This window comes from Pantoea sp. CFSAN033090, from assembly GCF_001264395.1.
GTDB lineage: Bacteria > Pseudomonadota > Gammaproteobacteria > Enterobacterales > Enterobacteriaceae > Pantoea > Pantoea agglomerans.
On record NZ_LGYX01000016.1, the window covers coordinates 115,399 to 139,701 of the forward strand.

Below are 24,303 nucleotides of genomic sequence, written 5' to 3' on the forward strand. Positions count from 1 at the left end.
CAATGAAATTTGACAAAATTTAACTGGTCGGTGGTGTATTTTAAAAGTATGTTTAGAGTGAAAAAAGAGGTTTTCGATAGTTAATTGAATAAATACAGTGCGTTGGTGAGGTTTTCAGAGGGGTGACGATTTTCAGGCCAGCAGGCTGAGAATTGGGCTGACGACACATCAACGTGTTAAAACCGCTTTTTTCCGCAGATTTCAGCCAAAGTTGTACAGGTTTCAGGGCAGGAAAAGCGGCGGGTGCGATTGTGCTGCTGCAATCCTGGCCGTCTGACAGGCCATGCCGCATAATTCACTTCCCACGCCTGATGCAGAAGGCTAAGGTTGACCCCTTATTTATCACAAGGAAATGATCATGGTTCACGACTATTTCGCAATTCCGCCTGCGGGCATGACTCAGGAACAACATAAACGTTCGGTCGCCGTGGCTGCTGCTCTGTCAGTGGCAAAAGAGTCCGTCAGCGCCTCCACCTCTGCAACCGGCTCAAAAACCGCCTGGGATCTGCAGGCCGTGGCGAATGAAGTTGCTAATCTGGCCGACGCGATTCAGGATGCGCTGGAGAGTGACAGCGAGGTGTAAATACTAACCGGTATCGTCTGAGGCTGCTGCGGAGGCGGTGCAGGGGAGGACGGTGGCAGCGTTCAGGAGCCGGTAAAGTCCGGCAATCGGACGCTGCCGGAAAATCCGCTTATTCCATTGCGGGTGGCTCATATTTAATATACTGACGCAGGGCATCATGGATAGCCTGGTTATTGCCCTCTTCCAGACCGCGTTCGGCATACTCTTTCGCCAGCGCCGCCAGTACATCGTCAAACTTCCCTTTGTAATTGAGATTATTCAGCGCAATTTGCTGACCGAGTATCGCTTTTAATACCGTAGTCTCAACCCTTAACTGCGCAACTGCCTCTTCAAGATGTTTGATTCGATCGTCGTCTGCCATAATCCCTCCATGCTTAAAAAAGCAGAATAACCAGCCCGCCCGTAATATTCAAACCTCTCCGAATGCCAGAGAAGCGTTGTCAGATTTTCCTTAAGTAAAAATAATCAGCCGGTGAATTTATAAGATTCTTTACTGTAAGAAGAAATCGACGATATTCCGGCGGTGCGGCGAAAGTAACCCGTTTCCGCTTACTCTGACGGCAATGCGAAAAAACGTTTAAAAAAAAGTGCATTACCATCAACCCTTTCGCTTAAAGATGTTCCATGTCACTTGATTAAAAGGGGGATTAGCTATTACTGTGTTTATATACAGTAATCTGAAAAAGGAGCGAAATTATGGAATTCATTAAACCTGCGGACATTCGTGCCGTTATGCCTTTACCGCTATATATCGAACGTGTGCCGTGCGGATTTCCATCCCCGGCGCAGGATTATGTCGAACAACGCATTGATCTCAATGCGCTGATGGTTCAGCACCCCAGCGCCACCTATTTTGTCCGTGTCAGCGGCGAGTCAATGATTGAGGCGGGCATCAATGATGGCGACATGCTGGTGGTCGACAGTTCACTCACCGCCTCACACGGCGATATTGTGGTCGCCGCGGTGGAAGGTGAATTCACCGTTAAACGTCTCCAGCTTCATCCCTGCCTGCAACTGATGCCGATGAATACCAAATTTAAACCGATCGCTATCCAGACCGAAGATGCGCTGGAGGTGTTTGGCGTTGTGACCTTTGTTATTAAAGCGACCCACTGACCATGTTCGCGCTGGTCGACGTAAACAGCTTTTACGCGTCGTGTGAGACCGTTTTCCGGCCTGATCTTAAAGGTAAACCGGTAGTAGTGCTGTCGAACAACGACGGCTGCGTGATTGCGCGCAGCGCCGAGGCAAAGAAAGTCGGCATCAAAATGGGCGCGCCCTATTTTAAGATGCGTGAAGAACTAACGCGTCACGCGGTGCAGGTCTTCAGCTCAAATTATGCGCTCTACGCCGACATGAGCCATCGGGTGATGACCATACTGGAAGAGATGGCGCCGTCGGTGGAGATCTACTCGATCGACGAGGCGTTTATGGATCTCACCGGCGTGCAGAACTGTATGGCGCTGGAGACCTTTGGTCGCCAGGTCAGAGAACGAATAGGTAAAGAGACCCATCTGACGGTGGGCGTCGGCATTGCACAGACTAAAACGCTGGCCAAGCTGGCGAATTTTGCGGCCAAAAAGTGGAGCAAAACCGGCGGCATTGTCGACCTGTCGGACCCTGAACGACAAAAAAAGCTGCTGGCGCTGATTGATGTGGCGGAAGTCTGGGGCGTGGGTCATCGGATCGGCAAACGGCTCAACGCCATGGGCGTTATGACGGCAAAAGATCTGGCCGATCAAAGCACTGAGGCTATTCGCAAACAGTTCAGTGTGGTGATGGAGCGCACCGTCAGAGAGCTGCGTGGCGAATCCTGCCTGGAGCTGGAGTCAGTGACGCCGGTAAAACAGCAAATCATGTGTTCGCGCTCGTTTGGCAGCCGTATCTCCGACTACGATCAGATGCGCGAGGCTGTCTGCGCGTATGCCGAGCGCGCGGCGGAGAAGCTGCGCCGTGAGAATCAATATTGCCGTCAGGTAGGGGTATTTGTGCGCACCAGTCCGCATGCGACTGACGAACCCTTTTATGGCAATCAGTCGATGGAGCAACTGCTGATTCCGACGCAGGACACACGCGACATCATCAGAGTTGCAATGGCGTGTCTGGATAATATCTGGATTGAGGGACATCGCTATATGAAGGCGGGCATCGTGCTGGGGGATTTTTTCAGCCAGGGCGTGGCTCAGTTTGATCTGTTTGACGAACATCAGCCACGCCGCAATAGCGAAGAGCTGATGAAGCTGATCGACACAGTCAACAAGCTCGGTAGCGGGAAGCTGTGGTTTGCCGGGCAGGGGATCAACAAAGCCTGGTCGATGAAACGCGAGATGCTGTCGCCTGCCTATACCACCCGGATAACCGATCTGCCTGTGGTTGCGCTTAAGTGAAGGCTGACCCGATGTTCCTCTGCTGCTGAAGCCGCGGCCTCTGCTAAAAGCTTTTTTTATCACGCGATTAAAGTGGCAGGAAGTTATGCTTTTCCTGACCCGGTGAGTAGTTTTTCATCGGGTAATTTAAGCAAATTACCAGGTAAATATAATGGATTTCAGGCAGTTTGAAGCCAGAGTGATGCTCTGGCCCGCAATACATTTCACAGCAATCATAAAATCCCGCCATCATGACGAATATGAGATTTATGCGATCGACGATAACAGCAATATAAAAACCCGACTCTTTCTCTGTTTTGCTGACAATGAAAACCACGCCAGCCTGCTTATTAAGCAATTTACGTTATGGCTGATAAAAATAAACGCGCTGAAGCGCAGCCAGCAGCGGGAAAAAGGCCGCATAGAGACAACATCCTTATCTGAATGAATCGCGTCCGGCTTGCACCGCAGACCAGACGGCGGCTGGTCAGACAGCGGCAAATCATATTAACGCGTCCGGGAAATAATGGGCCGTCTGCGCGTGACGGGTGACGGACGGCCTGGCTTGTTACCCGCGCCTGGGATAGAATCGCCATTGATTTTGACAGCAACACACCCCCCAGGCCGGTAACAATGACCACGACAGCCACAACGTATAAAAACAAAGAGCGGGGACGCCCCAGAGAGTTCGGGATCGAACAGGCTCTGGATCACGCCATGATTGTTTTCCGGCAAAAAGGCTATCACGCGGCCTCAATGAACGATCTGGGTGAGGCGATGCATCTCTCCGCAGGCAGCATCTATAAGGCGTTTAAAGATAAGCGCTCGCTCTTCCTGCTGGTATTCGAACGCTATCTGTTGCTGAGAAATAGTGAGTTGCACCGTCGTCTGGCACCCTGTGCCAGCGGGCGGGGGAAAATAACCGAGCTATTGCAATTCTACCTGGATTCGGCACGTGCCACAGAAGGGCGTTGCGGCTGTCTGGTCGTCTCCAGCGCGATTGCGCTGCAGACGATGGATCAGCCACTCGCGCAGCGCATTGATGAGGTCGTTCAGCGTAATCAACGCTTCCTGGTCTCGCTGCTGGAGCTGGGACAACAGGATGGATCTATCGATAACACGCTGGACAGCGAGGCGGCAGCCGGTTTAATTCTCTGTATTGCTTTTGGATTGCGGGTGGCAGGTAAGGTCAGCGATGTGACTAACGAAGAAAAGACGCTGGCGCTGGCATTGAAAGTACTGGGGTAACCAGGCAAGGCCGCTCAATCAGTAAACAGACTTCCCGGACATGGGCTTCCAGACAGAGAAATTCTGCACTTTCCTTTCCCCCCATCTGATTATGTGCCAGGCTTTCACGCTTTATCCTGTAGCGAAGAAAATTAAGGCGCGTTTCGTGAAAACCTCAATCTTACTGACACTCGTGGCAGCCATTGGCTGTTCTGTTTTTGCCGCCCGTGGTGGGTTTGAAACCACTACAGCGAAACATCCACAAACGCTGCAGGTGACTGAAAACGGGGAGCCGCTGACGCGCTGAGCGTGACGGCAGGTGGGGAGAAGCCGACGAAGGCCGGTTAACGACCAGATGGCCGGCCGATGAGTGCAGAGCAATAGCACTCATCAATCTGCGTGGAAGCCGTTTCAGGCGGACGCAGGAGCCGGGTGCAGAGCGTTGCAATTCACGTTCTGGTCACGTTCTGGCCGAAATGTACTATTCCACTGCCACGCTGGCCCGGCGTCTCTGGCTGTGAGGCCAGGCGCGTGCCCGGCACCCTAAAAATAAACAGCAATGACCCGCACATGACTAACGATAATCTTTAAGATTAACCGGTGCCTGTCCGGTCTCGACCAGCCAGTTTAATTCGGCACGGTCGCGCGTTGAGGATTCGATAAAACCTTTGAGCCAGTTCCGCGCATCGGCAATCTGCGTGACCCGCTCATCGTTGCGCTCCTGTTCGGCCATTTCGCTCAACTGGCGAATCAGTGCTACCAGCGTAATCTCCTGTTCGTCAAAAGCCAGATTAATTGCAGCTTCACCAAGAATCATATGACCCGTTGTTTTGTCGTGATAAACCATCTGCACCCTCCTGATTAAGTAGCGATATAAAGAGTCTAGTTAAAGGCGCTCTGGACTAAAAGGTGGGAAACAGCAGGGCGCTATGATTAAAATTTACCGAAAATAAAGTGAACCTTTAATCGAAGCGGTAAACCACTCATATCAAAGCATAAAAACAGAGTGAGGTTATTCTTGAGAGATGAACTGAGCTATTATGCTGGTTAAAAAAGCTCGGAACTGCCGGAAATTCAGATAAGGCCGGAACGGCGTATTTCGTTATCAGATTATTATCTGCACCACTATCCGTACGGTTGCCTGCCATATTATGGCCACGCCGCAGCGGATATTTCTGATTTATAAACCACCGGGAATAAAGCCGGGCCTGTGCGCCAGTTCGTGCCAGGCGCAGACAAAAATAAAGCCGCCCGTGGGCGGCTTTATTCATCGGGCAACAGCGATCGGATTATTTCTTCGGTACTTCAGAGACCGCTTTAACGTCCGCTTTATTAATCTGCTGCTTCACGCCATTTGCATCGGTATAAGCCAGCAGGCCGGCATCCGATTCAGAAGGCTTGCCATCACTAATAATGGTGCGTCCATCGTTAGTCTGAATCGCATAACTGGTACGGGTGCAGCCGGTTAATACGGTCATACCAATCAATGCGGCGAGAGGTAAAATCAGCGCTTTTTTCATCTTATTCACCTTATATTAGTTGTCGAGTTCACTCATATTACTGATCTCATTACGATTGATCTGCTCAGTTTTTCCTGTCTGAGCATCGCGGTAAGAAACCAGACCAGTATCTGAATCAATCTGCGGTTTGCCATCGGTGACAATCGTGCGGCCATCGGTGGTCTTAATCGACTGGTTTGAGGCACAACCTGCCAGCGTACCTAAAGAGAGAGCCAGCAACGCAATGGCTGACAGGGATTTCATTTTCATTTTTTCTGCTCCATGAAGTATATCCGAACGTTTACAGCATAGTCGGCTTTATCAGGTTTGCTGGCCCTGTCGCGTCTCGCTGCCTGTTTTTTAAACAAAACCGGAGTGTGTGGTGCTGATTAGAGGGTATGACGGCGCGAAATAGCATTTATTGCAAATGTACCCAGCCGTTCTGGGCCATTTCAGCAGAGGATGCGCTGTACCGAAATAAGATCGATGCTGATGCGGGAAATAAGCACGGCAGCCAGAGCGGATATTTCCGTAAAAGCCAGAATAGCTGTGCGGAAATAGTGAGCATGTGGGTGAATGTCTGGCGGGATTCACGGGTCCGATACCCTGAAGGCTATCGGACCCGTGGAGAAGCGGATCAGAGGATGGAGTCTTCGCCCGCTTTGGCGGCCGCTTTTTCTGCTTTCATGGCGCTGACCGGGTCTGATGCACTCAGCCAGCGGTCAAATTTCTGGTAGGTGTCGATAAAGGTTTTAAAGTAGCTGCTGGCGATAGTGGCATTCTCTTTGTGGTTCATAAACGCCACTGCCAGCTTAAATGCATCTTCGTTATCAAATTTCATGTTTGTCTTCCTCGCTTAAGATCTATAGAGCGTAGCCTGAGAACGCGGCCTGTGCATTCAGACAACCGTCTGAAAAGGCGCAATAATTCAGCCTGACTGACAGCATCTGCCAGATTGGCGTGGATTCCCACTTACTTCGCGCCCAATCCTTCTTATAATGCCAGCTTCACTCGTGAAGGAGACCCGCTTATGTTGAAAGGATTAACCGTTGCCGCGGTGCTACTGCTGTCAGGCTGTAGCCTGATGCATAAACAGCCGCCGTCGCCGCAGACCCTGCACTATCGCTGCGGAACCATGCCCCTGACCGTGACGCTGGACGAGGCGCAGCAGCAGGTCAGTTTCATCATGGATGGGCAGCCTCTGACGCTGAAGCAGACGGTATCCGCGTCCGGCGCACGCTACAGCGATAACACCTATGTGTTCTGGTCCAAAGGAAACGGCGCATTTATCGAACGTAACGATAAAATTGTCGTGAATGATTGTGAGCTGCAACCTGCCAGCTGACTTGTTATCTGAATAGGCGAGCATTATGAGCGACAGCGAAACGCTACACACCATTGCCCATCTGCGGCGTGAATATACCCGCGGTGGATTGCGTCGTAAGGATCTGCCGGACGATCCGATCGCGCTATTTGAACAGTGGCTAAGCCAGGCCTGCGAGGCAAAACTGCCCGATCCTACCGCCATGACCGTGGCAACCGTGGATGAGCAGGGCCAGCCATGGCAGCGTATCGTGCTGCTGAAGCACTACGATGCGCAGGGCATGGTGTTTTACACCAACCTCGGCAGCCGTAAGGCGCTGCAGCTGGCGCACAATCCGCGCATCTCTCTGCACTTCCCGTGGCACTATCTGGAGCGTCAGGTGATGGTGCTGGGTGAAGTGGAAAAACTGTCGCCCCTCGAGGTGCTGAAATATTTCCACAGTCGTCCGCGCGACAGTCAGATTGGTGCCTGGGTGTCGAAGCAGTCAAGCCGTATTTCGGCACGCGGTATTCTGGAAGGAAAGTTCCTGGAGCTTAAACAGAAGTTCCAGCAGGGCGAAGTGCCGCTGCCCAGCTTCTGGGGTGGCTACCGGGTGAAATTTCACACGATGGAGTTCTGGCAGGGTGGCGAACATCGTCTGCACGATCGTTTCATCTATCAGCGCGATCACGACGGCTGGAAAATCGACCGTCTGGCACCCTGAATCTGCACGATTCGCCCCTATCAGCGCTGGCACAGAAAGCGTCAGCGCTTTATGCTATAGCCCTGATTTTTTTCGATTCCGCAACTCAGCGGAAAGCTGTGTACCAGCATAGGTGCAGTCTGATCAATTTGGAGTCAGTAATGACCAGCAGTAACCTGATACAACAATTGCAGGAGAGGGGCCTAATCGCCCAGGTGACGGATGAAGACGCGTTAACAGAGAAACTGGCGCAGGGGCCAATTTCGCTCTATTGCGGCTTTGACCCCACTGCTGACAGCTTGCATTTGGGCCATCTGGTACCGCTGCTCTGCCTGAAGCGTTTTCAGGATGCCGGCCACAAGCCGGTGGCGCTGGTCGGTGGTGCAACCGGCCTGATTGGTGACCCGAGCTTCAAAGCCGCAGAGCGTAAACTTAATACCAGTGAAACCGTCAACGAATGGGTTGAAAAGATCCGCCAGCAGGTGGCGCCATTCCTCGACTTCGATTGCGGCAGCAACAGCGCCATCGCCGCCAACAACTACGACTGGTTTGGCGGCATGAACGTGCTGACCTTCCTGCGTGATATCGGCAAGCACTTCTCCGTTAACCAGATGATCAACAAAGAAGCGGTGAAGCAGCGTCTGAACCGTGACGATCAGGGCATCTCCTTTACCGAGTTCTCCTATAATCTGCTGCAGGGCTATGACTTCGCCTGTCTGAACGAGCAGCACGGTGTGTCGCTACAGATTGGCGGTTCTGATCAGTGGGGCAACATCACCTCCGGTATCGATCTGACCCGTCGTCTGCATCAGAACCAGGTCTTTGGCCTGACCGTTCCGCTGATCACCAAGTCTGACGGCACCAAATTCGGTAAAACCGAAGGCGGCGCAGTCTGGCTGGATGCGAAGAAAACCAGCCCGTACAAGTTCTATCAGTTCTGGATCAACACCGCGGATGCTGACGTCTATCGCTTCCTGAAGTTCTTCACCTTCCTGAGCATGGAAGAGATCAACGCGCTGGAAGAAGAAGATAAAAACAGCGGCACCGCGCCACGTGCGCAGTACGTGCTGGCTGAGCAGGTGACGCGTCTGGTGCATGGCGAAGCCGGTCTGTCTGCGGCGAAACGCATTACTGCCAGCCTCTTCTCCGGATCCGTGAGCGAAATGACCGAAGCCGATTTTGAACAGCTGGCGCAGGATGGTATGCCAACTATCGTGCTGGGCGCTGACGATGATCTGCAGCAGGCGCTGGTGAAAGCAGAGCTGGTGCCGTCCCGTGGCCAGGCGCGCACCATGATCGGCTCCAATGCCGTTTCACTGAACGGTGAAAAGCAGTCCGATGCGGAGTACCGCTTCAGCGACAGTGACAAACTGTTTAACCGCTATACGCTGCTGCGTCGCGGCAAGAAACATTACTGCCTGATTAACTGGCAGTAAGATTTCAGGGCCGGTTTCCGGCCCTTTTTTTATGGCAAGGCAGGACAGGGCAAACAAGTGAAAAATATTTTAGCGATTCAGTCGCACGTTGTTTTTGGTCACGCCGGTAACGCGGCGGCTGAGTTTCCGATGCGCCGTATGGGCGCAAACGTCTGGCCGCTGAATACCGTGCAGTTTTCCAACCATACGCAATATGGCCACTGGACCGGCACGGTGATGCCTGCAACGCATTTAACCGACATTGTTAAAGGCATTGCTGACATCGACCGCCTGAAGACCTGTGACGCGGTCCTGAGCGGTTATCTGGGCTCGGCAGAGCAGGGCGAGCAGATTCTGCAGATTGTCCGTCAGGTCAAAGCGGCCAACCCGAATGCCTGGTACTTCTGCGATCCGGTCATGGGCCATCCGGAGAAAGGCTGCATCGTGGCGCCGGGTGTGGCGGAGTTTCACTGTAAAATGGCGATGCCTGCCAGCGACATTATCGCCCCGAACCTGCTTGAACTGGAGATGCTGAGCGAGCGCACCGTCACGGACGTCGACGCGGCGGTAGACGCTGCGCGGGCACTGATTGCCCAGGGACCACGCGTGGTGCTGGTGAAGCATCTGGCGCGTGCGGGTCGTCGCAGCGATCGCTTTGAAATGCTGCTGGTGACGGCTGAAGATGCCTGGCACATCAGCCGTCCGCTGGTCGATTTCGGTGTCCGTCAGCCGGTCGGCGTGGGCGATCTCACCAGCGGTCTGCTGCTGGTGAATCTGCTGCATGGTAAATCATTGCAGGATGCGCTGGAGCATGTCACCGCAGCGGTATACGAGGTGATGCTGAAAACCCATCAGATGGGCGAATATGAACTGCAGCTGGTGGCGGCACAGGATGCCATCGCCACGCCGACGCAGCACTTCGCGGCAGAAAAACTGTAACGCATCAGGGCCGGATAACCGGCCCTGTTGACTCAGGCTAAGCCTTCCGCTTTAAGCGCCGCCTGCACCGCAGGACGTTCCGCGACACGATCAAACCACGCGCCCAGCTCCGTAAAGCCGGATAAATCCAGTCCCAGCGCTTTTGCCCAGCGCGTCACCACAAACAGATAGGCATCCGCCACGCTGAAATGCAGCCCCATCAGCCACTGTTTGTCGCGCAGTGACTCATCGACATAGCGGAATTTTGCTTCCAGCTGGCTGCGGGTCTGCGCTTTCACCTCATCGGAGTAACCGGGGCGAAACAGTGGCCCAAAGCTTTTATGCAGCTCACTGCCGATGTAGCTGAGCCACTCCACGGTGTGATAACGCGTCAGGCTGCCAACCGGCGCCAGCAGATGGCGATCGGGCTTCAGATCCGCCAGGTACTGAACAATGGCAACGCCTTCTGTCAGCACAGAACCGTCGCTGAGCTGCAGCGCGGGCACCTGGCCTTTAGGATTGATTTGGCGGAAGTCATCGCCCCGTTCAGTGATTTTTGTGGCCAGATCAACACTCACCTGAGTGAAGTCGAGTCCGCATTCACGCATAACAATATGGGGTGAGAGAGAGCAGGCACCCGCTTTGCAAAACAGTTTCATGACCAGGTACTCCTTGTTGCAATGGGATCCTTGCATAGTAAAGAGTCAAAGCGGGATTACCAGTGACAAAGATCAGGGATCTGCGAAGGGTGTTGCGGCAAGCCATAAAAAAAGCCGGGCAGAGCCCGGCTTAGCTGAAGTGCAGCGTGAATTACGCCTGCCCGTTATTTTTTTTCGCGTCAGGATCCTGCGCCATGCGGTTCAGCATCGGCGCCGTAATCAGCATCAGCAGGGCGATCACCGCCGTCACGATACCAATCTGCTGGAATACGCGGCTGTAGGTCGCCAGCGAAATCAGTGGATCGGTAACGTTTTCAGGCACGGCCATCAGGTTTGCCACTTTACCGGCAATCACCGCCGCGCCAGCGGTAGTCAGGAACCAGGAACCCATGATAAAGCCCATCAGACGCTGAGGCACCAGCTGTGCCACCATCGCCAGGCCGAGGCCAGAGATCATCAGCTCACCGATACTCTGCAGCGCATAGCTCAGGATCAGCCAGTTAACGGAAACGATACCGGCATCGCTGGCGAACTTCGCACCCACCGGCAGCACCAGGAACGCAGCGGAGCAGAGCACCATACCAAAGGCAAACTTGTGCGGCATCGGCAGTTTATCGCCCAGCTTGTTATAGAGCGCCGCCAGCAGCGGACTGGCCAGCATAATCCAGAACGGGTTCAGCGCCTGGAACTGCTCGGGGGCAAAAGTAATGCCGAGAATGGTGTGCTCAACGTTGCGGATAGCAAAGAAGTTGAGTGACGTTGGCATCTGCATATAAAGCACGAAGAACAGAATCGCTTCGACCATCAGCAGGAAGGCAACAATCATCTTACGACGTGCCGCACCCTGCAGTGCAAAGGCCTCTTTGGCAAACACCAGCACGATACCCAGGGCAATCACCGCCAGCACCAGTCGTGCGATAGACTGGTGATGCAGCATCCAGTTGGCCAGTGCAATCAGTACGACGATGCCGACCAGCGTCATCAGCAGTTTTCCGATCTGCAACGGAGCGAAATCGGGTTTAGAACCGTAATCCTTAACCATGCGTTTGCAGAACAGGAAGTTAAACAGGGTGATGATCAGACCGATAACGCACAGTGAGAAGGCTACGCTATAACCATATTTCGCCGCTAACCACGGTGTCAGCATCATTGAGAAGAGTGAACCGATGTTGATCGACATATAGAACATGGTGAAAGCGCCGTCGAGACGCGGATCATCTTTGTCATAGCAGGTAGAGAGCAGCGAAGAGGGGTTTGCCTTAAACAGGCCGCTACCCACCGCGATGGTCGCCATACCGATGTAGACAATGCTGACGTTATGACCGGAGAACGCCACCAGCGCATAGCCCAGCGCCAGCACCAGGACACCCAGCAGGATGACGCGTTTGGTACCCAGCACCTTATCACCGAGCCAGCCGCCAATCGCGACCAGACCATACACCAGCGCACTGAATGAAGAGAACAGGGTAATGGAGTCTGATTCAGACAACCCCAGTTGCTTCACCAGGTAAACCGCCATAATGGCCTGCAGGCCATAGAAGCCAAAACGTTCCCATAACTCAATCGAGAAGATTAAGTAGAACGCCTTCGGCTGTTTAAACGCATTGAGACTGACAGCCTCATCAGTGTGTTTGTTTGCAGTTGACACATGTACCTCAGTTTTTTCATACCCTGTTTCGGGACAGGAATTAAGTCCGCGTCATGTGAGTTTTCCATGCGCAAGATTGTTATTAGAAGGGAAAAGCGGCGACTAATTTGGCTGATTACGGGCGGCAGGGCAAGAATTTTCTGACAACCCGCCCGACCCTGGAATGTTGGGTTAAAAAACTTATAGCAAACTGTTAATTGGTTTTTAATTTTGAGTGTAGTGAAAAAAGCAGCGCATAAACGCTGGATAAGCGCCTTGCACTGGAGAGTATTAACATTAACTGCTAATGCGCGGTTAACCAGATAAATAGTTTGCTGAATGATAATCAGGCAGCACTAACGGCAGGTTGCTGATTAATTCACAGTCAATCTGCCGAATTATCGGACATTACATGCCCGGCATTGCCGCAAAAACCGTCAAATGATGATCCTGTGCACAAACAGATGATTTATTTCAGAAAGGAAAAAAAGAAACCGGTTGCGTTGTCTCGTCTGACGCGGCAGCTGAGAGTGCTCACAGGCGCTGGCAAGATAAAAATCAGCTCAGCCTGCCGGTGAAAAGCCGCCCGTGCGTGTTAAAAAACGTATCGCGATAATCCGCTTTCAGCTCGCCCTCGACAGAAAATTAACATTACTGTAACCTCTCAATTTCCCCGAGAAGGATCTGTTTATGTCGTCCCCCCTGCGCTTATCCCTGGTTGGTGACTACCGCGCCGATGCGGTTGCCCATCAGGCTATCCCCCTTGCTATTGAACGTGCTGCCCGCTGGCTGAATATCACCGCTGAAGCGGAGTGGATCGCCACTGACCGACTGGATGAGTCAGAACTGCAACTCAGCGATGCCGTCTGGGTGGTGCCCGGTAGCCCCTATCGAAATGATGCCGGCGTGTTTGACACACTCCGCTGGGTGCGTGAAACCGGAAAGCCTTTTCTTGGCTCCTGCGGTGGATTCCAGTATGCGCTGATCGAATATGCGCGCAACGTACTGGGCTGGCAGGATGCCAGTCATGCCGAGACGGACACCGAGGGGAGGATGGTGATTGCCCCGCTGAGCTGTTCGCTGGTGGAACAGCGCGGCGCGGTGAGGTTCGGACCCGGATCACGCATTGCCAGAGCCTACGGCGTGCTGGAGAGCGATGAAGGTTATCACTGTAACTTTGGTGTTAACCCGGAATTCAGTGCAGCGCTGGGCGATAATACGCTGCGCATTACTGCCTGGGACAACGCGGGCGATGTGCGTGGCGTCGAGCTACCGGATCACCCATTCTATGTCGCCACGCTGTTTCAGTCGGAACGCGCCGCACTGCAGGACAAAGATTCTCCGCTGGTGATTGCCTGGATGCAGGCGGCGCTGGCGCAACGCTAAACGCGATCACCCTGTGACACTGTCACAGGGCGATGCTCGTCAGCGCAGCATGGCCGGGCGTTTTGCGTTAAAGGACCAGTTATCGATCAGAAACTGCATGCCCAGCGCATCGTTTCGGTTTTTATCCGGTAGCGAGTTGTAGAGTGCATGTGCCGCTTCAACCCGTTCCATATTCAGGGTAATCCCCAGCCCTGGCCCCTCTGGCAGTTCCAGATAGCCATCCCGAATCTGCGGCGCATGCTGCGTCAGCTGCTGCCCATCCTGCCAGATCCAGTGGGTATCAAAGGCGGTCAGGCGATCACCGGGTGCGGCGGCCCCCAGATGCGCCACCATCGCCAGCGACACGTCAAAGTGGTTGTTTGAGTGGCAGCCGGTGGTCAGGCCCCACTCATGGCAGAGCTGCGCCACGGTGTGTGCGTTACGCATCGTCCAGAAGTGTGGGTCGGCCAGGGGAATGTCGATGGCATTGAGCTGCAGCGCATGCTGCAACTGTCGCCAGTCATTGGCGATCATATTCGTGGCAACCGGAATGCCGGTGGCCCGCCTGAATTCTGCCAGCGTTTCCCGACCGGAATAGCCATGCTCCGCGCCGCAGGGATCTTCCAGATAGGGGATGCGGCCCGCCAGCTGTTTGCCATAATAAATGGCCTCATCCAGCGACCAGCTGGCGTTAGGATCAACCGTTACCCGCGCCTGCGGGAAGCGCGCCAGCAGGGCATTGACCGTCTCCACTTCCACTTCGCCGTGATGGACTCCGCCCTTGAGTTTGAAATCGCGGAAACCATAGCGATCCGCTGCCGCCTCCGCCAGCCGCACCACGCCTTCCGCGTCCATCGCTTTCTCATGACGCAGTTGCAGCCAGGCATCACCACCCGCGTGGCCCGCCTGATAGTTCATGCTGGTCAGGTTACGGTCGGCGATATAGAACAGATAGCCGAGGACCGGCACCCGATCGCGCTGCTTGCCGCTGGCAAGTAACTCGGCCACCGGCAGATTCAGGTGCTGACCCAGCAGATCAAGCAGCGCCGCTTCAATCGCCGCGGTGGCGTTGTAAAACTTCTCCGGGTTCATCTGCGGAATATGAATGTCGTCGGTATGCGCGGTCTGCTGGTGTCGCGCGTCGCTGGCAAACAGCGTGGCGATGGTGGCATTCAGCCGCAGGAGTTCGCTGCCCTCAATCTGCGGACGAAAGCGCTCAAGCAACGCCAGCGTTGAAGCGTGACAGGGACTTTCGCCGACGCCGGTACGGCCAGCCGAGTCAGTCAGGATCACCAGGATACGGGTAAAGTAGCAGTTGTGTGCGCCGCCAATGTTCAGCAGCATGCTGTCATATCCGGCGACCGGCACTACCCGCATTGTTTTAATGACTGGACTGTCTGACATGTTGATTCTCCATAGGATCAAGGGAAGGCGGGGATGGCTTGCGGCGCAGCAGCAGCCACAGCCCGGTCAGCAGCGAGACGCTGGTCAGGGCATAGAGACCGCCGGTAGTGGAGCCGGTCTTCATCTCCAGATAGCCAAACACCGTCGGTGCGAAGAAGCCGCCAAGGTTGCCAACGGAATTCACGAGCGCAATGCCCGGCGCAACAATCGAGGCGGGCAGCTCTCCCTGTGGCATCGGCCAGAAAAAGGTCGCGCTGACTTTCGAGCCGATACAGGCCACGATCATCGCCAGGAAGCCAAACCACGGGGAACCCAGCGTGGCCATAAAGGTGCCGCAGGCCGCGACCAGCATGGCGACACCCAGCGCTTTATCGAGCTTGTCGCGGTGGCGGTCTGAAAAACGGCTCAGCAGATTAATGGCAATAATGGCGCACAGCCAGGGCACGGCGGTGAGAATGCCGATGCCAAAACTGCTGAAGCCCTGAATGCGCTGAATAATCTGCGGCAGCCAGAACACCAGCGTATAGCCGGTCATGGTCATAGTGAAAAAGATCGCGCAGAAGAACAGCAGGCTGCGATTACGTAGCAGCGACATTTTGCCTGGCTCGCGGTTAAGCTCGTCACGCTGCGCCTCTTCATTCTGCAGCTGCTGCACCAGCGCCTGTTTCTCCGCAGCACTCAGCCAGCGCGCCTCGCCAGGTCGTGACACCAGCACCCAGGCGGCGAGAATGCCGACCAGCACCGACGCACCGCCTTCGAGAAACATCACCCACTTCCAGCCAGCAATCCCCATGAAATTGTGCATCATCAGGATCGCGCCGGTGATGGGGCCGGAGAAGAGAAAGGCGCCAGCGGTGGCACTCAGCACCATCGCGGTGGCGCGGCCGCGCCAGGCATTGGGCACCCACTGACGAAAATAGAACAGCACGCCAGGAAAGAAGCCTGCTTCCGCTACGCCAAGTAAAAAACGCAGCAGGTAAAACTGGATCGGTGAGGTGACGAAACCGGTCAGGACCACCACCAGTCCCCAGGTTATCATGATGCGCGTCAGCCAGACGCGGGCGCCGAAGCGCTTCATCATCAGGTTGCTCGGCACCTCAAACAGCGCATAGCCGATAAAAAAGAGGCCCGCGCCCAGCCCAAAGGCCGCCGCGCTGATCCCGGCATCGGTTCGCAACTCCGCTTTGATAAAGCCAATATTGGCGCGGTCTATCTGGTTAATAATCAGCATCACCACCAGCATCGGGATGATATGGGTGAAGAACTTTTTGATGGCGGAGGCGATCAGCTCATCGTGCTGCGGGGACAAGGCGCTATCCATCGGTCTTCCTCGTGAGAAACGTAAAGAAGAGCAAAGTGTAGGGCGCTGAATAAGCCAGCTCTATGGGCATCCGCCCAGGAGACGATGGGCGTACGGCCTGGACGGTTGTGTTATCAATATGTTACGGAGTGGCGTGGGCGAAGCGGCAGAGTAAAACTGTGGCAGCGATCAACTTCTCAGGACCAGGGTTCAGGGGAGACCTGAATGCCAGAAGTCGCGCCGACAGTGAAAGATGTGCCAGTGCGGGCAGACAGATTTCAGCCACTGAACTGACGGCGCTGGGCAATCTCTTCAGCACGCAGCAGCAGCGCCTGCAAATCATCCTCGTCAATATCCAGCAGTTCACCGTCCTGCAAAGCCTGATGCAGATCGGCGCGCGTCAGCGGGACCGGCATGGCTACCGGATCGGGTTTAACTTCTTCCGGGGCCAGCGGATGCGGATAGTGACGACCGGCAAGATTATTAAACAGCAGAGCCAGCAGGGCCAGGGTCAGTGAATTGAGCAGGATCGGCGTCAGGACAAAGTGATATCCAAGCTGCTGCACCGAAGGGCCGCCCAGAATAGCGGTCAGCGCAACGGCACCGCCGGGCGGATGCAGACAGCGTAGCTGGAACATTAACAGGATCGCCACACAGGCTGCGACGCCGCAGGCAAGGGCAGGATCAGGGATCAGCTGGCTGACGGTAACGCCCGCCAGCGCTGACAGGCTGTTGCCGCCGACGATTGCCCACGGCTGAGCCAGCGGACTGGCGGGCAGACCAAAGAGTAAAACCGCCGAGGCACCGACCGGCGCGACAAACCACAGGTTCAGCTCGCCCAGCACCCAGTGGCTCAGCAGGCTGGTCAGGATCAAGCCGATACCGGCACCCAGTCCGGCGATCACCACATGCTTTTTACTCACTGCCAGCGGATGTGGCCAGAGGCGCGCCAGAAACAGGCGCAGAGGATGGCTTCCGGCAGAAGCGCTTTTGTTCATTACTTTACTCACTGTGTCATAACATTTTCTTATCGTCAGGGGCGGCGATTCTCCATCATCAACATCAATGTAACAACCCGACAAACTGTACCGTTATTCGTACGAACAGGGAGAGCAGCGAAAAGGGGGGCCAGGCAGGAGACGCGTCAGCAGAGGTGATCGCCGGATAATAAAAAACCCGCCGCAGCGGGTCTTTCATCAGTGCGATCACTCGACTTTGTCGGGATACTCGCAGAGATCTTCAATCAGGCAGGAGCCACAGCGGGGTTTACGCGCCACGCAGGTGTAGCGGCCGTGCAGAATCAGCCAGTGATGGCAATCAACCTTATACGCCGCCGGAACCACCTTCAGCAGCTTCTGCTCCACCTCTTCCACATTCTTACCCGGCGCAAATTTCGTCCGGTTGCTGACGCGAAAGATATGGGTATCGACGGCAATCGTCGGCCAGCCAAAGGCGGTGTTGAGCACCACATTGGCGGTTTTACGGCCGACACCGGGCAGAGCTTCCAGTGCCGCACGATCTTCCGGCACTTCGCCGTTGTGCTGCTCAAGCAGAATGCGGCAGGTTTTAATCACATTTTCCGCTTTGCTGTTAAACAGGCCGATGGTTTTAATGTACTCCTTCACGCCATCCACACCCAGCGCCAGCATCGCGGCAGGCGTATTGGCCACCGGATAGAGCTTTGCGGTGGCTTTGTTCACGCTGACATCGGTCGCCTGCGCCGAGAGCAGCACCGCGATCAGCAACTCAAACGGCGTGCTGAAGTTGAGTTCGGTGGTCGGATGCGGATTATTCTGCTGCAGCCGACGGAGAATTTCGGTGCGTTTGGTCTGATTCACACCGGTTTCCCGACAGCGTCCTGAGGCGGCGCGGTTTCAGCCGCCTGAGCACGCAGTGCTGCCCGCTGTTTCATCTTCTGATCGATCAGATATTTTCCGGCCAGCATCATGCCCAGGCCGATAAAGGCGCCTGGCGGCAGCATCGCCAGCAACATTGGCGAATCGAAATGGACCACTTCGATACGCAGCGACTTCGCCCAGGGACCGAGCAGCTGGTCGGCACCGTTAAACAGGGTGCCGCTGCCGATAATTTCGCGCAGCGATCCCAGCACCACCATGGCGCAGGTCGCGCCCATGCCGATGGCGAAGCCATCCAGCGCGGCAAGCGGGATGCTGCTTTTAGAGGCGACGGCTTCAGCACGACCAACCACGATACAGTTGGTCACGATCAGCGGGATAAAAATGCCCAGCGACTGATAAAGACCATAGGCATAGGCGTTGATCAGCATCTGTACACAGCTCACTACCGAGGCGATGATCATCACATATATCGGGATACGAATTTCCGATGGCACCCAGCGGCGCGAGGCGGAAATAAAACTGTTAGTCAGGGTCAGCACCAGCGTGGTCGCCAGACCTAAACCCAGCGCGTTGGTGGCGGTTGCCGTAACCGCCAGCAGCGGACAGAGGCCCAGCAGCTGCACCAGTGCTGAGTTGTTCTTCCATAATCCACCGACCAGCAGGCTTTTAGCTTCACTCATTTGCGTCTCCACATACCGGTAACGAAGAGAGTCTCTCCGGAAGCGTTTTCATTAACAGCGCGGTGCGTTTGGTTGCATTGACCACCGCGCGTGGGGTAATGGTGGCACCGGTGAACTGATCGAATTCACCGCCATCTTTTTTAACCGCAAAAGCTTTATCCGCCGGACCATGAACCACTTTGCCATTAAAGCTGTTGATCCAGTCAGAGATACGCAGTTCGATCTTATCCCCCAGACCGGGCGTTTCGTGGTGTTCAATCACCCGCACGCCCAATACTTTACCCTGGAAATCGGCACCGACCAGCATCTGTATCGCACCAGAATAGCCGTCAGGTGCAGTCGTCTCCAGTGCAGCCGCGACCGGCTGGCCGCCTTTGCGCGCCAGGAAGAGATGATGCGGCGCACTGTTGCCCAGCGCTGCATCCGTGACAACGTAACAGTCCTGCTGGATGTTGTTGTCATAAAGCTCAACAGGCACTACCTGGTCCAGCAGGTTTTTCTGCTGCAACAGTGTCTGATGTTCCACCGTCGGCTTGGTTACCGTATTTACCACTGCCGTGGCGGCGGTAGTGATCGCAGCAAAAATCGCCAGCGTAACCCCGTTTTTGCGAATCGTCTCCAGCATCGCTTAATCCTTCTGATGGCCGTAAACGCGCGGCTGGGTGTAGTAATCGATGAGCGGCACGCAGATGTTCGCCAGCAGCACAGCAAACGCTACGCCATCGGGATAACCGCCAAAGCTGCGGATCAGCCAGACCAGCAGTCCAATCAGCGCGCCATACACCAGGCGGCCACGGTTGGTGGTTGAAGCGGTCACCGGATCGGTGGCAATGAAGAACGCACCCAGCATGGTGGCACCGGAGAAAAGATGAATCAGCGGGCTGTTCAGCGATTCTGGTGAGAAGAACCAGCCCAGCGTCGCGCAGAAGGCCAGTGACAGCAGCATGGCGGCAGGGACATGCCAGCGGATAGCATTTTTCCACAACAGGAACAGGCCGCCGGCCAGATAACCCACGTTAACCCACTGCCAGCCGAGGCCCGCCAGCACGCCGCTGTAAATCGGCTGCGCCAGCAGATGTTCAGCACTGTGACCCGCGCGTAAACCAGTTTTAAACGTATCAAGCGGCGTCGCCTGGCTGATGCCATCAACACCCATCTGTAGCTGCTGCATGGTTTCACCCGCCAGCGTGTGGCCCTGGAACACCATGCTCAGGCTGTCCATCAGCCCGGGTTTGATCGCCTGAAGCGTATCGGGCGGCAACCAGCTGGTCATCTGCACCGGGAAGGAGATGAGCAGGACCACATAGCCCACCATCGCCGGGTTAAACGGGTTCTGACCCAGTCCGCCATAGAGCTGTTTCGCAATGACAACAGCAAACAGGGTACCGATCACCACCAGCCACCACGGCGCCAGCGGCGGCAGGCTGATACCGATCAGGACGGCGGTCAGCAGCGCCGAGTTATCCGCGAGGGTACTGGCAACGGGCGCTTTGCGCAGTCGCAGAATTGCTGCCTCTGTCAGCCAGGCGGTCAGCGTCGCCAGTAAGACCTGTAAAAAGGTGCCGTAGCCAAAGAAATAACACTGTGCAGCAAAACCTGGCACCGCGGCCAGCACCACCAGCAGCATGATATTGCCGGTGCTGCGGCGATTATGGGTGTAAGGAGAACTTGCGATACGAAAAGCCATTTAATCCTCAAGCGTCGTAGACGACTGCGCTTTACGCGCTTTGGCACGGGCGATGGCGGCAGCAATAGCGGCCTTGCGCGCATCATCGGGTTGATTCAGTTCAGGTGCCTGTTCAGGTTCTGCATTGGCGTTGTTTGCCTGCTCCTGGGCCTGCTCCGCTTTATCCACCGCAAAATGCGCGGCGGTGGCCAGTGCTGCGGCATCACGTGAAGCGGCATCCGCCTCACTTTCCGCCTGTGCGGCTTTCTTCGCTTTGGCACGGGCGATAGCGGCCTGAACCGCGGCTTTACGCGGATCGGTCTCAGCGGCGGCATCTGGCGCAGCCTCTGCAGCGCTGTCGCCTGCGGCCTGTGCCTCGGCGTTTTCAGCCTGTGCGGCTTTCTTCGCTTTGGCGCGGGCGATAGCGGCCTGAACCGCGGCTTTACGCGGATCGGTCTCAGCGGCGGCGTCTGTCGCGGCTTCTGCAGTTTTGTCGGTTGCGGCCTGCGGTGCCTCGGCGCCTTCAGCCTGTGCGGCTTTCTTCGCTTTGGCGCGGGCGATGGCGGCCTGAACCGCGGCTTTACGCGGATCGCTTTCAGCGGCGGCGTCTGCAGCGCTGTCGGTTGCGGCCTGTGGTGCCTCGGTGCCTTCAGCCTGAGCGGCTTTCTTCGCTTTGGCGCGGGCAATGGCAGCCTGAACCGCGGCTTTACGCGGATCGGTCTCAGCGGCGGCGTCTGCAGCGCTGTCGGTTGCGGCCTGCGGTGCCTCGGTGCCTTCAGCCTGAGCGGCTTTCTTCGCTTTGGCACGGGCGATGGCGGCTTCGACTGCCGCTTTACGCGGATCGACACTGGCCTCAGCCTGGTTATCCGCCGCCTCAACCGGCTCTGTTTTCTTCGCTTTCGCCCGGGCAATAGCCGCTTCAACCGCCGCTTTACGCGGATCGACGGTCTGACGCGTCACCGGCTGGGTTTCAGCCTGCGCCTCGGCCTGACGCAGACGCGCCTGCGCATGGCGGGCTTCACGCTGGGCTTCAAGCGTTGCCTCATCCGGTTCGGCCGTCTGGCGGGCTTTCACCCGCGCTTTGGCCGCAGCCAGTTCGCTGGTATCGGTGCGGGCAACGCGTTGCTTCGCCTCTTCATGACGCGCTTCACGAGCCTGCTTTTCACGCTCCAGTCGCGCCTGGCGTGCTTCGAAGCGTGCTTTGGCTTCCAGCGTGCGTTTCGCTTCCAGATCGATGGCGCGCAGTTCCGCTTTTTCCTGACGGTAATATTGCACCAGCGGAATATTGCTCGGGCAGACATAGGCGCAGGCACCACATTCGATGCAGTCATCAATATGGTGAGCGCGCGCTTTATCGTGATCGCCGCCCTGGCTGTACCAGTAAAGCTGCTGCGGCAGCAGTTTGGCCGGACAGGCATCGGCACAGGCTGAACAGCGAATACAGGACTGCTCTTCGTCGTTGTTGCCCATCTCACTGGCAGACGGGGCCAGAATACAGTTGGTGATCTTCACCACCGGCACATCCAGTGATGGCAGGGTAAAGCCCATCAGCGGACCGCCCATGATCACCATCTGACGCGGCGCAGGCGTGAACCCGACCTGGTGTAACAGATGGCTGATCGGGGTGCCGAGACGACTCCAGACGTTACGCGGCTGGGCGATCGCCTCGCCGGTCAGCGTCACAACGCGTTCGGTGATCGGTTCACCATTAATAATGGCCCGCTTAACCGCCCAGGCGGTGCCGACGTTCTGCATCAGCACGCCGATATCGGAGGAACGTCCGCCGTGCGGCACTTCCTTCCCGGTCAGGATTCGGGTCAGCTGCTTGGCACCGCCGGAGGGATATTTGGTCGGGATGACCCGGATGTGCAGATCACGCTCGCTACCCAGCGCCTGCTTCAGTGCGGCAATGGCTTCAGGCTTGTTATCTTCAATGCCAATCAGCACCTGTTCAGCCTGTAACACCCAGGCGAGAATACGGCTGCCTTCCAGGACTTCGGCAGCGTAGTCCTGCATCAGACGATCGTCAGCGGTGATATAAGGTTCACACTCCGCCGCGTTAATAATCAGGGTTTTAACCCCGCGCAGGCCGCCCTTCAGTTTGGTGGCGGTGGGGAAACCCGCGCCGCCGAGACCGGCGATGCCGGCGTCGTGAATGCGCTGAACAATGTCGGCGCGCGGATGCTGACGGTAGTCAGGCAGCGGATCCAGCGGCATCCAGCGGTCGTCGCCATCTGGCGTCAGGAAAATGCAAAGCTCAGAGAGACCTGAAGGGTGCGCGGTCATATGCTGACCGATATCTTCAATCACGCCGGAGGTGGGCGCATGGACTGGCAGCATGCGGCCAGTGCCAAATGTCAGAGGCTGACCACGCAGCACTTTGTCGCCAGGCGCAACGCAGATCTCACCTTCATGTCCGATATGCTGTTTCAGCGGGATAATAAAACGGTGCGGCAACGGCAGTTCGGAGAGCGGCGTGCCGTTGGACTGGGTTTTCATTTCTGGCGGATGAATACCACCCTGAAAATCCCAGACCTTCTCTTTTTTCAGGAAGTTAAACAGATTAAGCATGAGTTTCTACCGGGATCACCCGTACAGGAATGGTATTTAAATCCCACTTCCAGTTAGCTGGCGTGGTGGCAACCGGACGCATTTCAATACAGTCAGTCGGGCAGGGCGCGACACAGAGATCGCAGCCGGTGCAGACATCGCTCAGCACGGTGTGCATGGCGCGGGTTGCCCCGACAATCGCATCCACCGGACAAGCCTGAATACATTTGGTGCAGCCAATGCAGTTGGCTTCATCAATAAACGCCACGGTCCGCACCGGCTCTTTCGCCGTTTCATCGCCATCAATCGGCTGCGGTTCAACGTTAAGCAGGGCTGCCAGCTTGAGCATGGTCTGCTCACCACCTGGCGCGCATTTATTGATCGCTTCACCATTGTTACCGACCGCATCCGCATAGGGGCGACAGCCCGGATAGCCACACTGACCGCACTGGCTCTGCGGCAGGATGGCATCAATCTGCTCAACAATAGGATCTTCTTCGACTTCAAAGCGGCGCGAGGCGTAACCCAGCAGCGCGCCGAACACCAGGCTCAGCGCACTTAATACGGCAACAGCAATCCAGATCGCGGTCATCAGAATTTCACCAGACCGCTGAAGCCCATAAACGCCAGCGCCATCAGGCCCGCGGTAATCAGGGCGATGGAGTTGCCTTTAAATGGGGCAGGAACATTGGCCAGCACCAGCCGCTCGCGCATACCGGCGAACAGCACCATCACCAGCGAGAAGCCGATAGAGGCACTGAAACCATACAGCGCGGCCTGCATAAAGGTGTGGTTAAGATTGACGCTCAGCAGAGGCACGCCCAGCACCGCACAGTTGGTGGTGATCAGCGGCAGAAAGATACCCAGCAGACGATAGAGCGACGGGCTGGTTTTACGCACCACCATTTCGGTGAACTGCACCACGACGGCGATCACCAGGATATAGGCCATGGTACGCAGATAGACCAGATCCAGCGGCAGCAGGATCAGATGGTTGACCAGCCAGGCGCAGATCGAGGCCAGGGTAATGACGAATGTCGTGGCGAGGCCCATGCCAATCGCCGTTTCCAGTTTTTTGGAAACGCCCATAAAAGGACACAGGCCGAGAAACTTCACTAATACGAAGTTATTCACCAGCACGGTGCCAACAAAGAGAAGCAGATAATCGGTCATTTTTTC

Annotated in this window: 28 protein-coding genes; 11 read left to right on the forward strand and 17 right to left on the reverse strand. The window is 55.8% G+C overall.

Going from position 1 to position 24,303, the window contains the following annotated elements:
• Nucleotides 1-358 precede the first annotated feature (358 nt).
• Complete coding sequence (locus AFL22_RS15450; RefSeq protein WP_010245468.1) at nt 359-583, forward strand: hypothetical protein; 225 nt, start codon at nt 359-361, stop codon at nt 581-583.
• A gap of 109 nt (nt 584-692) precedes the next feature.
• On the opposite strand, the gene AFL22_RS15455 is transcribed toward AFL22_RS15450, so the two are convergent.
• Entirely contained in the window at nt 693-944 is a 252-nt protein-coding gene (locus AFL22_RS15455; protein WP_010670062.1) for a hypothetical protein, read from the reverse strand.
• A 335-nt stretch (nt 945-1,279) separates the two neighbouring features.
• Here AFL22_RS15455 and umuD point away from each other — a divergent pair, with 335 nt between their 5' ends.
• The 5 genes from umuD to AFL22_RS15480 all read left to right on the forward strand — a co-directional run bounded on the left by umuD (nt 1,280) and on the right by AFL22_RS15480 (nt 4,483).
• Nucleotides 1,280-1,699, forward strand: a complete 420-nt coding sequence (umuD, locus tag AFL22_RS15460; RefSeq protein ID WP_010245460.1) for a translesion error-prone DNA polymerase V autoproteolytic subunit — start codon at nt 1,280-1,282, stop codon at nt 1,697-1,699.
• Nucleotides 1,700-1,701: 2 nt separating this feature from the next.
• On the forward strand, nt 1,702-2,970 hold the full coding sequence (umuC, locus tag AFL22_RS15465; RefSeq protein WP_052271714.1) for a translesion error-prone DNA polymerase V subunit UmuC: 1,269 nt from the start codon (nt 1,702-1,704) through the stop codon (nt 2,968-2,970).
• Nucleotides 2,971-3,121: 151 nt separating this feature from the next.
• The gene (locus tag AFL22_RS15470; protein ID WP_052271715.1) at nt 3,122-3,397 is read left to right on the forward strand and encodes a hypothetical protein; all 276 of its coding nucleotides are present in this window, start codon (nt 3,122-3,124) and stop codon (nt 3,395-3,397) included.
• 269 nt (nt 3,398-3,666) lie between these two features.
• A complete protein-coding gene (locus tag AFL22_RS15475) occupies nt 3,667-4,197 on the forward strand; it encodes a TetR/AcrR family transcriptional regulator (RefSeq protein ID WP_223565721.1) in 531 nt (176 codons plus the stop codon).
• Nucleotides 4,198-4,342: 145 nt separating this feature from the next.
• Complete coding sequence (locus AFL22_RS15480; RefSeq protein ID WP_223565523.1) at nt 4,343-4,483, forward strand: hypothetical protein; 141 nt, start codon at nt 4,343-4,345, stop codon at nt 4,481-4,483.
• A gap of 267 nt (nt 4,484-4,750) precedes the next feature.
• Here AFL22_RS15480 and AFL22_RS15485 read toward each other — a convergent pair whose 3' ends face one another.
• From AFL22_RS15485 to AFL22_RS15500, 4 genes are all read right to left on the reverse strand, one after another.
• Complete coding sequence (locus tag AFL22_RS15485) at nt 4,751-5,023, reverse strand: hypothetical protein (protein WP_022625718.1); 273 nt, start codon at nt 5,021-5,023, stop codon at nt 4,751-4,753.
• A gap of 442 nt (nt 5,024-5,465) precedes the next feature.
• Nucleotides 5,466-5,696: a YgdI/YgdR family lipoprotein gene (locus AFL22_RS15490; RefSeq protein WP_010245445.1), complete on the reverse strand. Its 231-nt coding sequence runs from the start codon at nt 5,694-5,696 to the stop codon at nt 5,466-5,468.
• Nucleotides 5,697-5,711: 15 nt separating this feature from the next.
• Complete coding sequence (locus tag AFL22_RS15495; protein ID WP_010245442.1) at nt 5,712-5,945, reverse strand: YgdI/YgdR family lipoprotein; 234 nt, start codon at nt 5,943-5,945, stop codon at nt 5,712-5,714.
• Nucleotides 5,946-6,312: 367 nt separating this feature from the next.
• Nucleotides 6,313-6,516: a hypothetical protein gene (locus tag AFL22_RS15500; RefSeq protein ID WP_003848989.1), complete on the reverse strand. Its 204-nt coding sequence runs from the start codon at nt 6,514-6,516 to the stop codon at nt 6,313-6,315.
• A gap of 189 nt (nt 6,517-6,705) precedes the next feature.
• On the opposite strand from AFL22_RS15500, the gene AFL22_RS15505 reads away from it, so the two are divergent.
• From AFL22_RS15505 to pdxY, 4 genes are all read left to right on the forward strand, one after another.
• Nucleotides 6,706-7,020: an MliC family protein gene (locus AFL22_RS15505; protein WP_010245432.1), complete on the forward strand. Its 315-nt coding sequence runs from the start codon at nt 6,706-6,708 to the stop codon at nt 7,018-7,020.
• Between the two features lie 25 nt (nt 7,021-7,045).
• Nucleotides 7,046-7,702, forward strand: a complete 657-nt coding sequence (pdxH, locus tag AFL22_RS15510; protein WP_010245431.1) for a pyridoxamine 5'-phosphate oxidase — start codon at nt 7,046-7,048, stop codon at nt 7,700-7,702.
• Nucleotides 7,703-7,842: 140 nt separating this feature from the next.
• Nucleotides 7,843-9,117, forward strand: a complete 1,275-nt coding sequence (gene tyrS, locus AFL22_RS15515; RefSeq protein ID WP_052271716.1) for a tyrosine--tRNA ligase — start codon at nt 7,843-7,845, stop codon at nt 9,115-9,117.
• Between the two features lie 57 nt (nt 9,118-9,174).
• On the forward strand, nt 9,175-10,035 hold the full coding sequence (pdxY, locus tag AFL22_RS15520; protein ID WP_010245428.1) for a pyridoxal kinase PdxY: 861 nt from the start codon (nt 9,175-9,177) through the stop codon (nt 10,033-10,035).
• A gap of 32 nt (nt 10,036-10,067) precedes the next feature.
• On the opposite strand, the gene gstA is transcribed toward pdxY, so the two are convergent.
• Together gstA and dtpA are read right to left on the reverse strand one after the other, a co-directional pair.
• Nucleotides 10,068-10,673 carry a glutathione transferase GstA gene (gene gstA / locus AFL22_RS15525; RefSeq protein WP_052271717.1) on the reverse strand — a complete coding sequence of 202 codons (606 nt, stop codon included), beginning with the start codon at nt 10,671-10,673 and terminating at the stop codon, nt 10,068-10,070.
• A gap of 151 nt (nt 10,674-10,824) precedes the next feature.
• Complete coding sequence (dtpA, locus tag AFL22_RS15530) at nt 10,825-12,321, reverse strand: dipeptide/tripeptide permease DtpA (RefSeq protein WP_052271718.1); 1,497 nt, start codon at nt 12,319-12,321, stop codon at nt 10,825-10,827.
• Between the two features lie 669 nt (nt 12,322-12,990).
• Between dtpA and AFL22_RS15535 the strand changes: the two genes are divergently transcribed.
• Nucleotides 12,991-13,686 carry a CTP synthase gene (locus AFL22_RS15535; RefSeq protein ID WP_050680533.1) on the forward strand — a complete coding sequence of 232 codons (696 nt, stop codon included), beginning with the start codon at nt 12,991-12,993 and terminating at the stop codon, nt 13,684-13,686.
• A 39-nt stretch (nt 13,687-13,725) separates the two neighbouring features.
• On the opposite strand, the gene AFL22_RS15540 is transcribed toward AFL22_RS15535, so the two are convergent.
• From AFL22_RS15540 to rsxA, 10 genes are all read right to left on the reverse strand, one after another.
• A complete protein-coding gene (locus AFL22_RS15540; RefSeq protein WP_022625715.1) occupies nt 13,726-15,069 on the reverse strand; it encodes an enolase C-terminal domain-like protein in 1,344 nt (447 codons plus the stop codon).
• Nucleotides 15,047-16,390: an MFS transporter gene (locus AFL22_RS15545; RefSeq protein ID WP_010245410.1), complete on the reverse strand. Its 1,344-nt coding sequence runs from the start codon at nt 16,388-16,390 to the stop codon at nt 15,047-15,049. The genes AFL22_RS15540 and AFL22_RS15545 overlap by 23 nt, the downstream gene beginning before the upstream one ends.
• Before the next feature lie 257 nt (nt 16,391-16,647).
• Nucleotides 16,648-17,367, reverse strand: coding sequence for an HPP family protein (locus AFL22_RS15550; RefSeq protein ID WP_052271719.1), 720 nt, complete (start codon nt 17,365-17,367; stop codon nt 16,648-16,650).
• A 207-nt stretch (nt 17,368-17,574) separates the two neighbouring features.
• Nucleotides 17,575-18,207: an endonuclease III gene (gene nth, locus AFL22_RS15555; RefSeq protein ID WP_010245402.1), complete on the reverse strand. Its 633-nt coding sequence runs from the start codon at nt 18,205-18,207 to the stop codon at nt 17,575-17,577.
• Nucleotides 18,204-18,908 carry an electron transport complex subunit E gene (locus tag AFL22_RS15560; protein WP_010245400.1) on the reverse strand — a complete coding sequence of 235 codons (705 nt, stop codon included), beginning with the start codon at nt 18,906-18,908 and terminating at the stop codon, nt 18,204-18,206. The genes nth and AFL22_RS15560 overlap by 4 nt, the downstream gene beginning before the upstream one ends.
• Nucleotides 18,901-19,533 (reverse strand): electron transport complex subunit RsxG, encoded by a 633-nt coding sequence (rsxG, locus tag AFL22_RS15565; RefSeq protein WP_010245397.1) that lies wholly within the window; start codon nt 19,531-19,533, stop codon nt 18,901-18,903. Before rsxG ends, AFL22_RS15560 begins: the two co-directional genes overlap by 8 nt.
• Before the next feature lie 3 nt (nt 19,534-19,536).
• A complete protein-coding gene (rsxD, locus tag AFL22_RS15570) occupies nt 19,537-20,595 on the reverse strand; it encodes an electron transport complex subunit RsxD (RefSeq protein ID WP_010670076.1) in 1,059 nt (352 codons plus the stop codon).
• Nucleotides 20,596-23,145, reverse strand: a complete 2,550-nt coding sequence (gene rsxC / locus AFL22_RS15575; RefSeq protein ID WP_052271720.1) for an electron transport complex subunit RsxC — start codon at nt 23,143-23,145, stop codon at nt 20,596-20,598.
• Complete coding sequence (gene rsxB, locus AFL22_RS15580) at nt 23,138-23,716, reverse strand: electron transport complex subunit RsxB (RefSeq protein WP_010245386.1); 579 nt, start codon at nt 23,714-23,716, stop codon at nt 23,138-23,140. Before rsxB ends, rsxC begins: the two co-directional genes overlap by 8 nt.
• Nucleotides 23,716-24,297, reverse strand: coding sequence for an electron transport complex subunit RsxA (gene rsxA / locus AFL22_RS15585; protein ID WP_003853423.1), 582 nt, complete (start codon nt 24,295-24,297; stop codon nt 23,716-23,718). Before rsxA ends, rsxB begins: the two co-directional genes overlap by 1 nt.
• Nucleotides 24,298-24,303 lie beyond the last annotated feature (6 nt).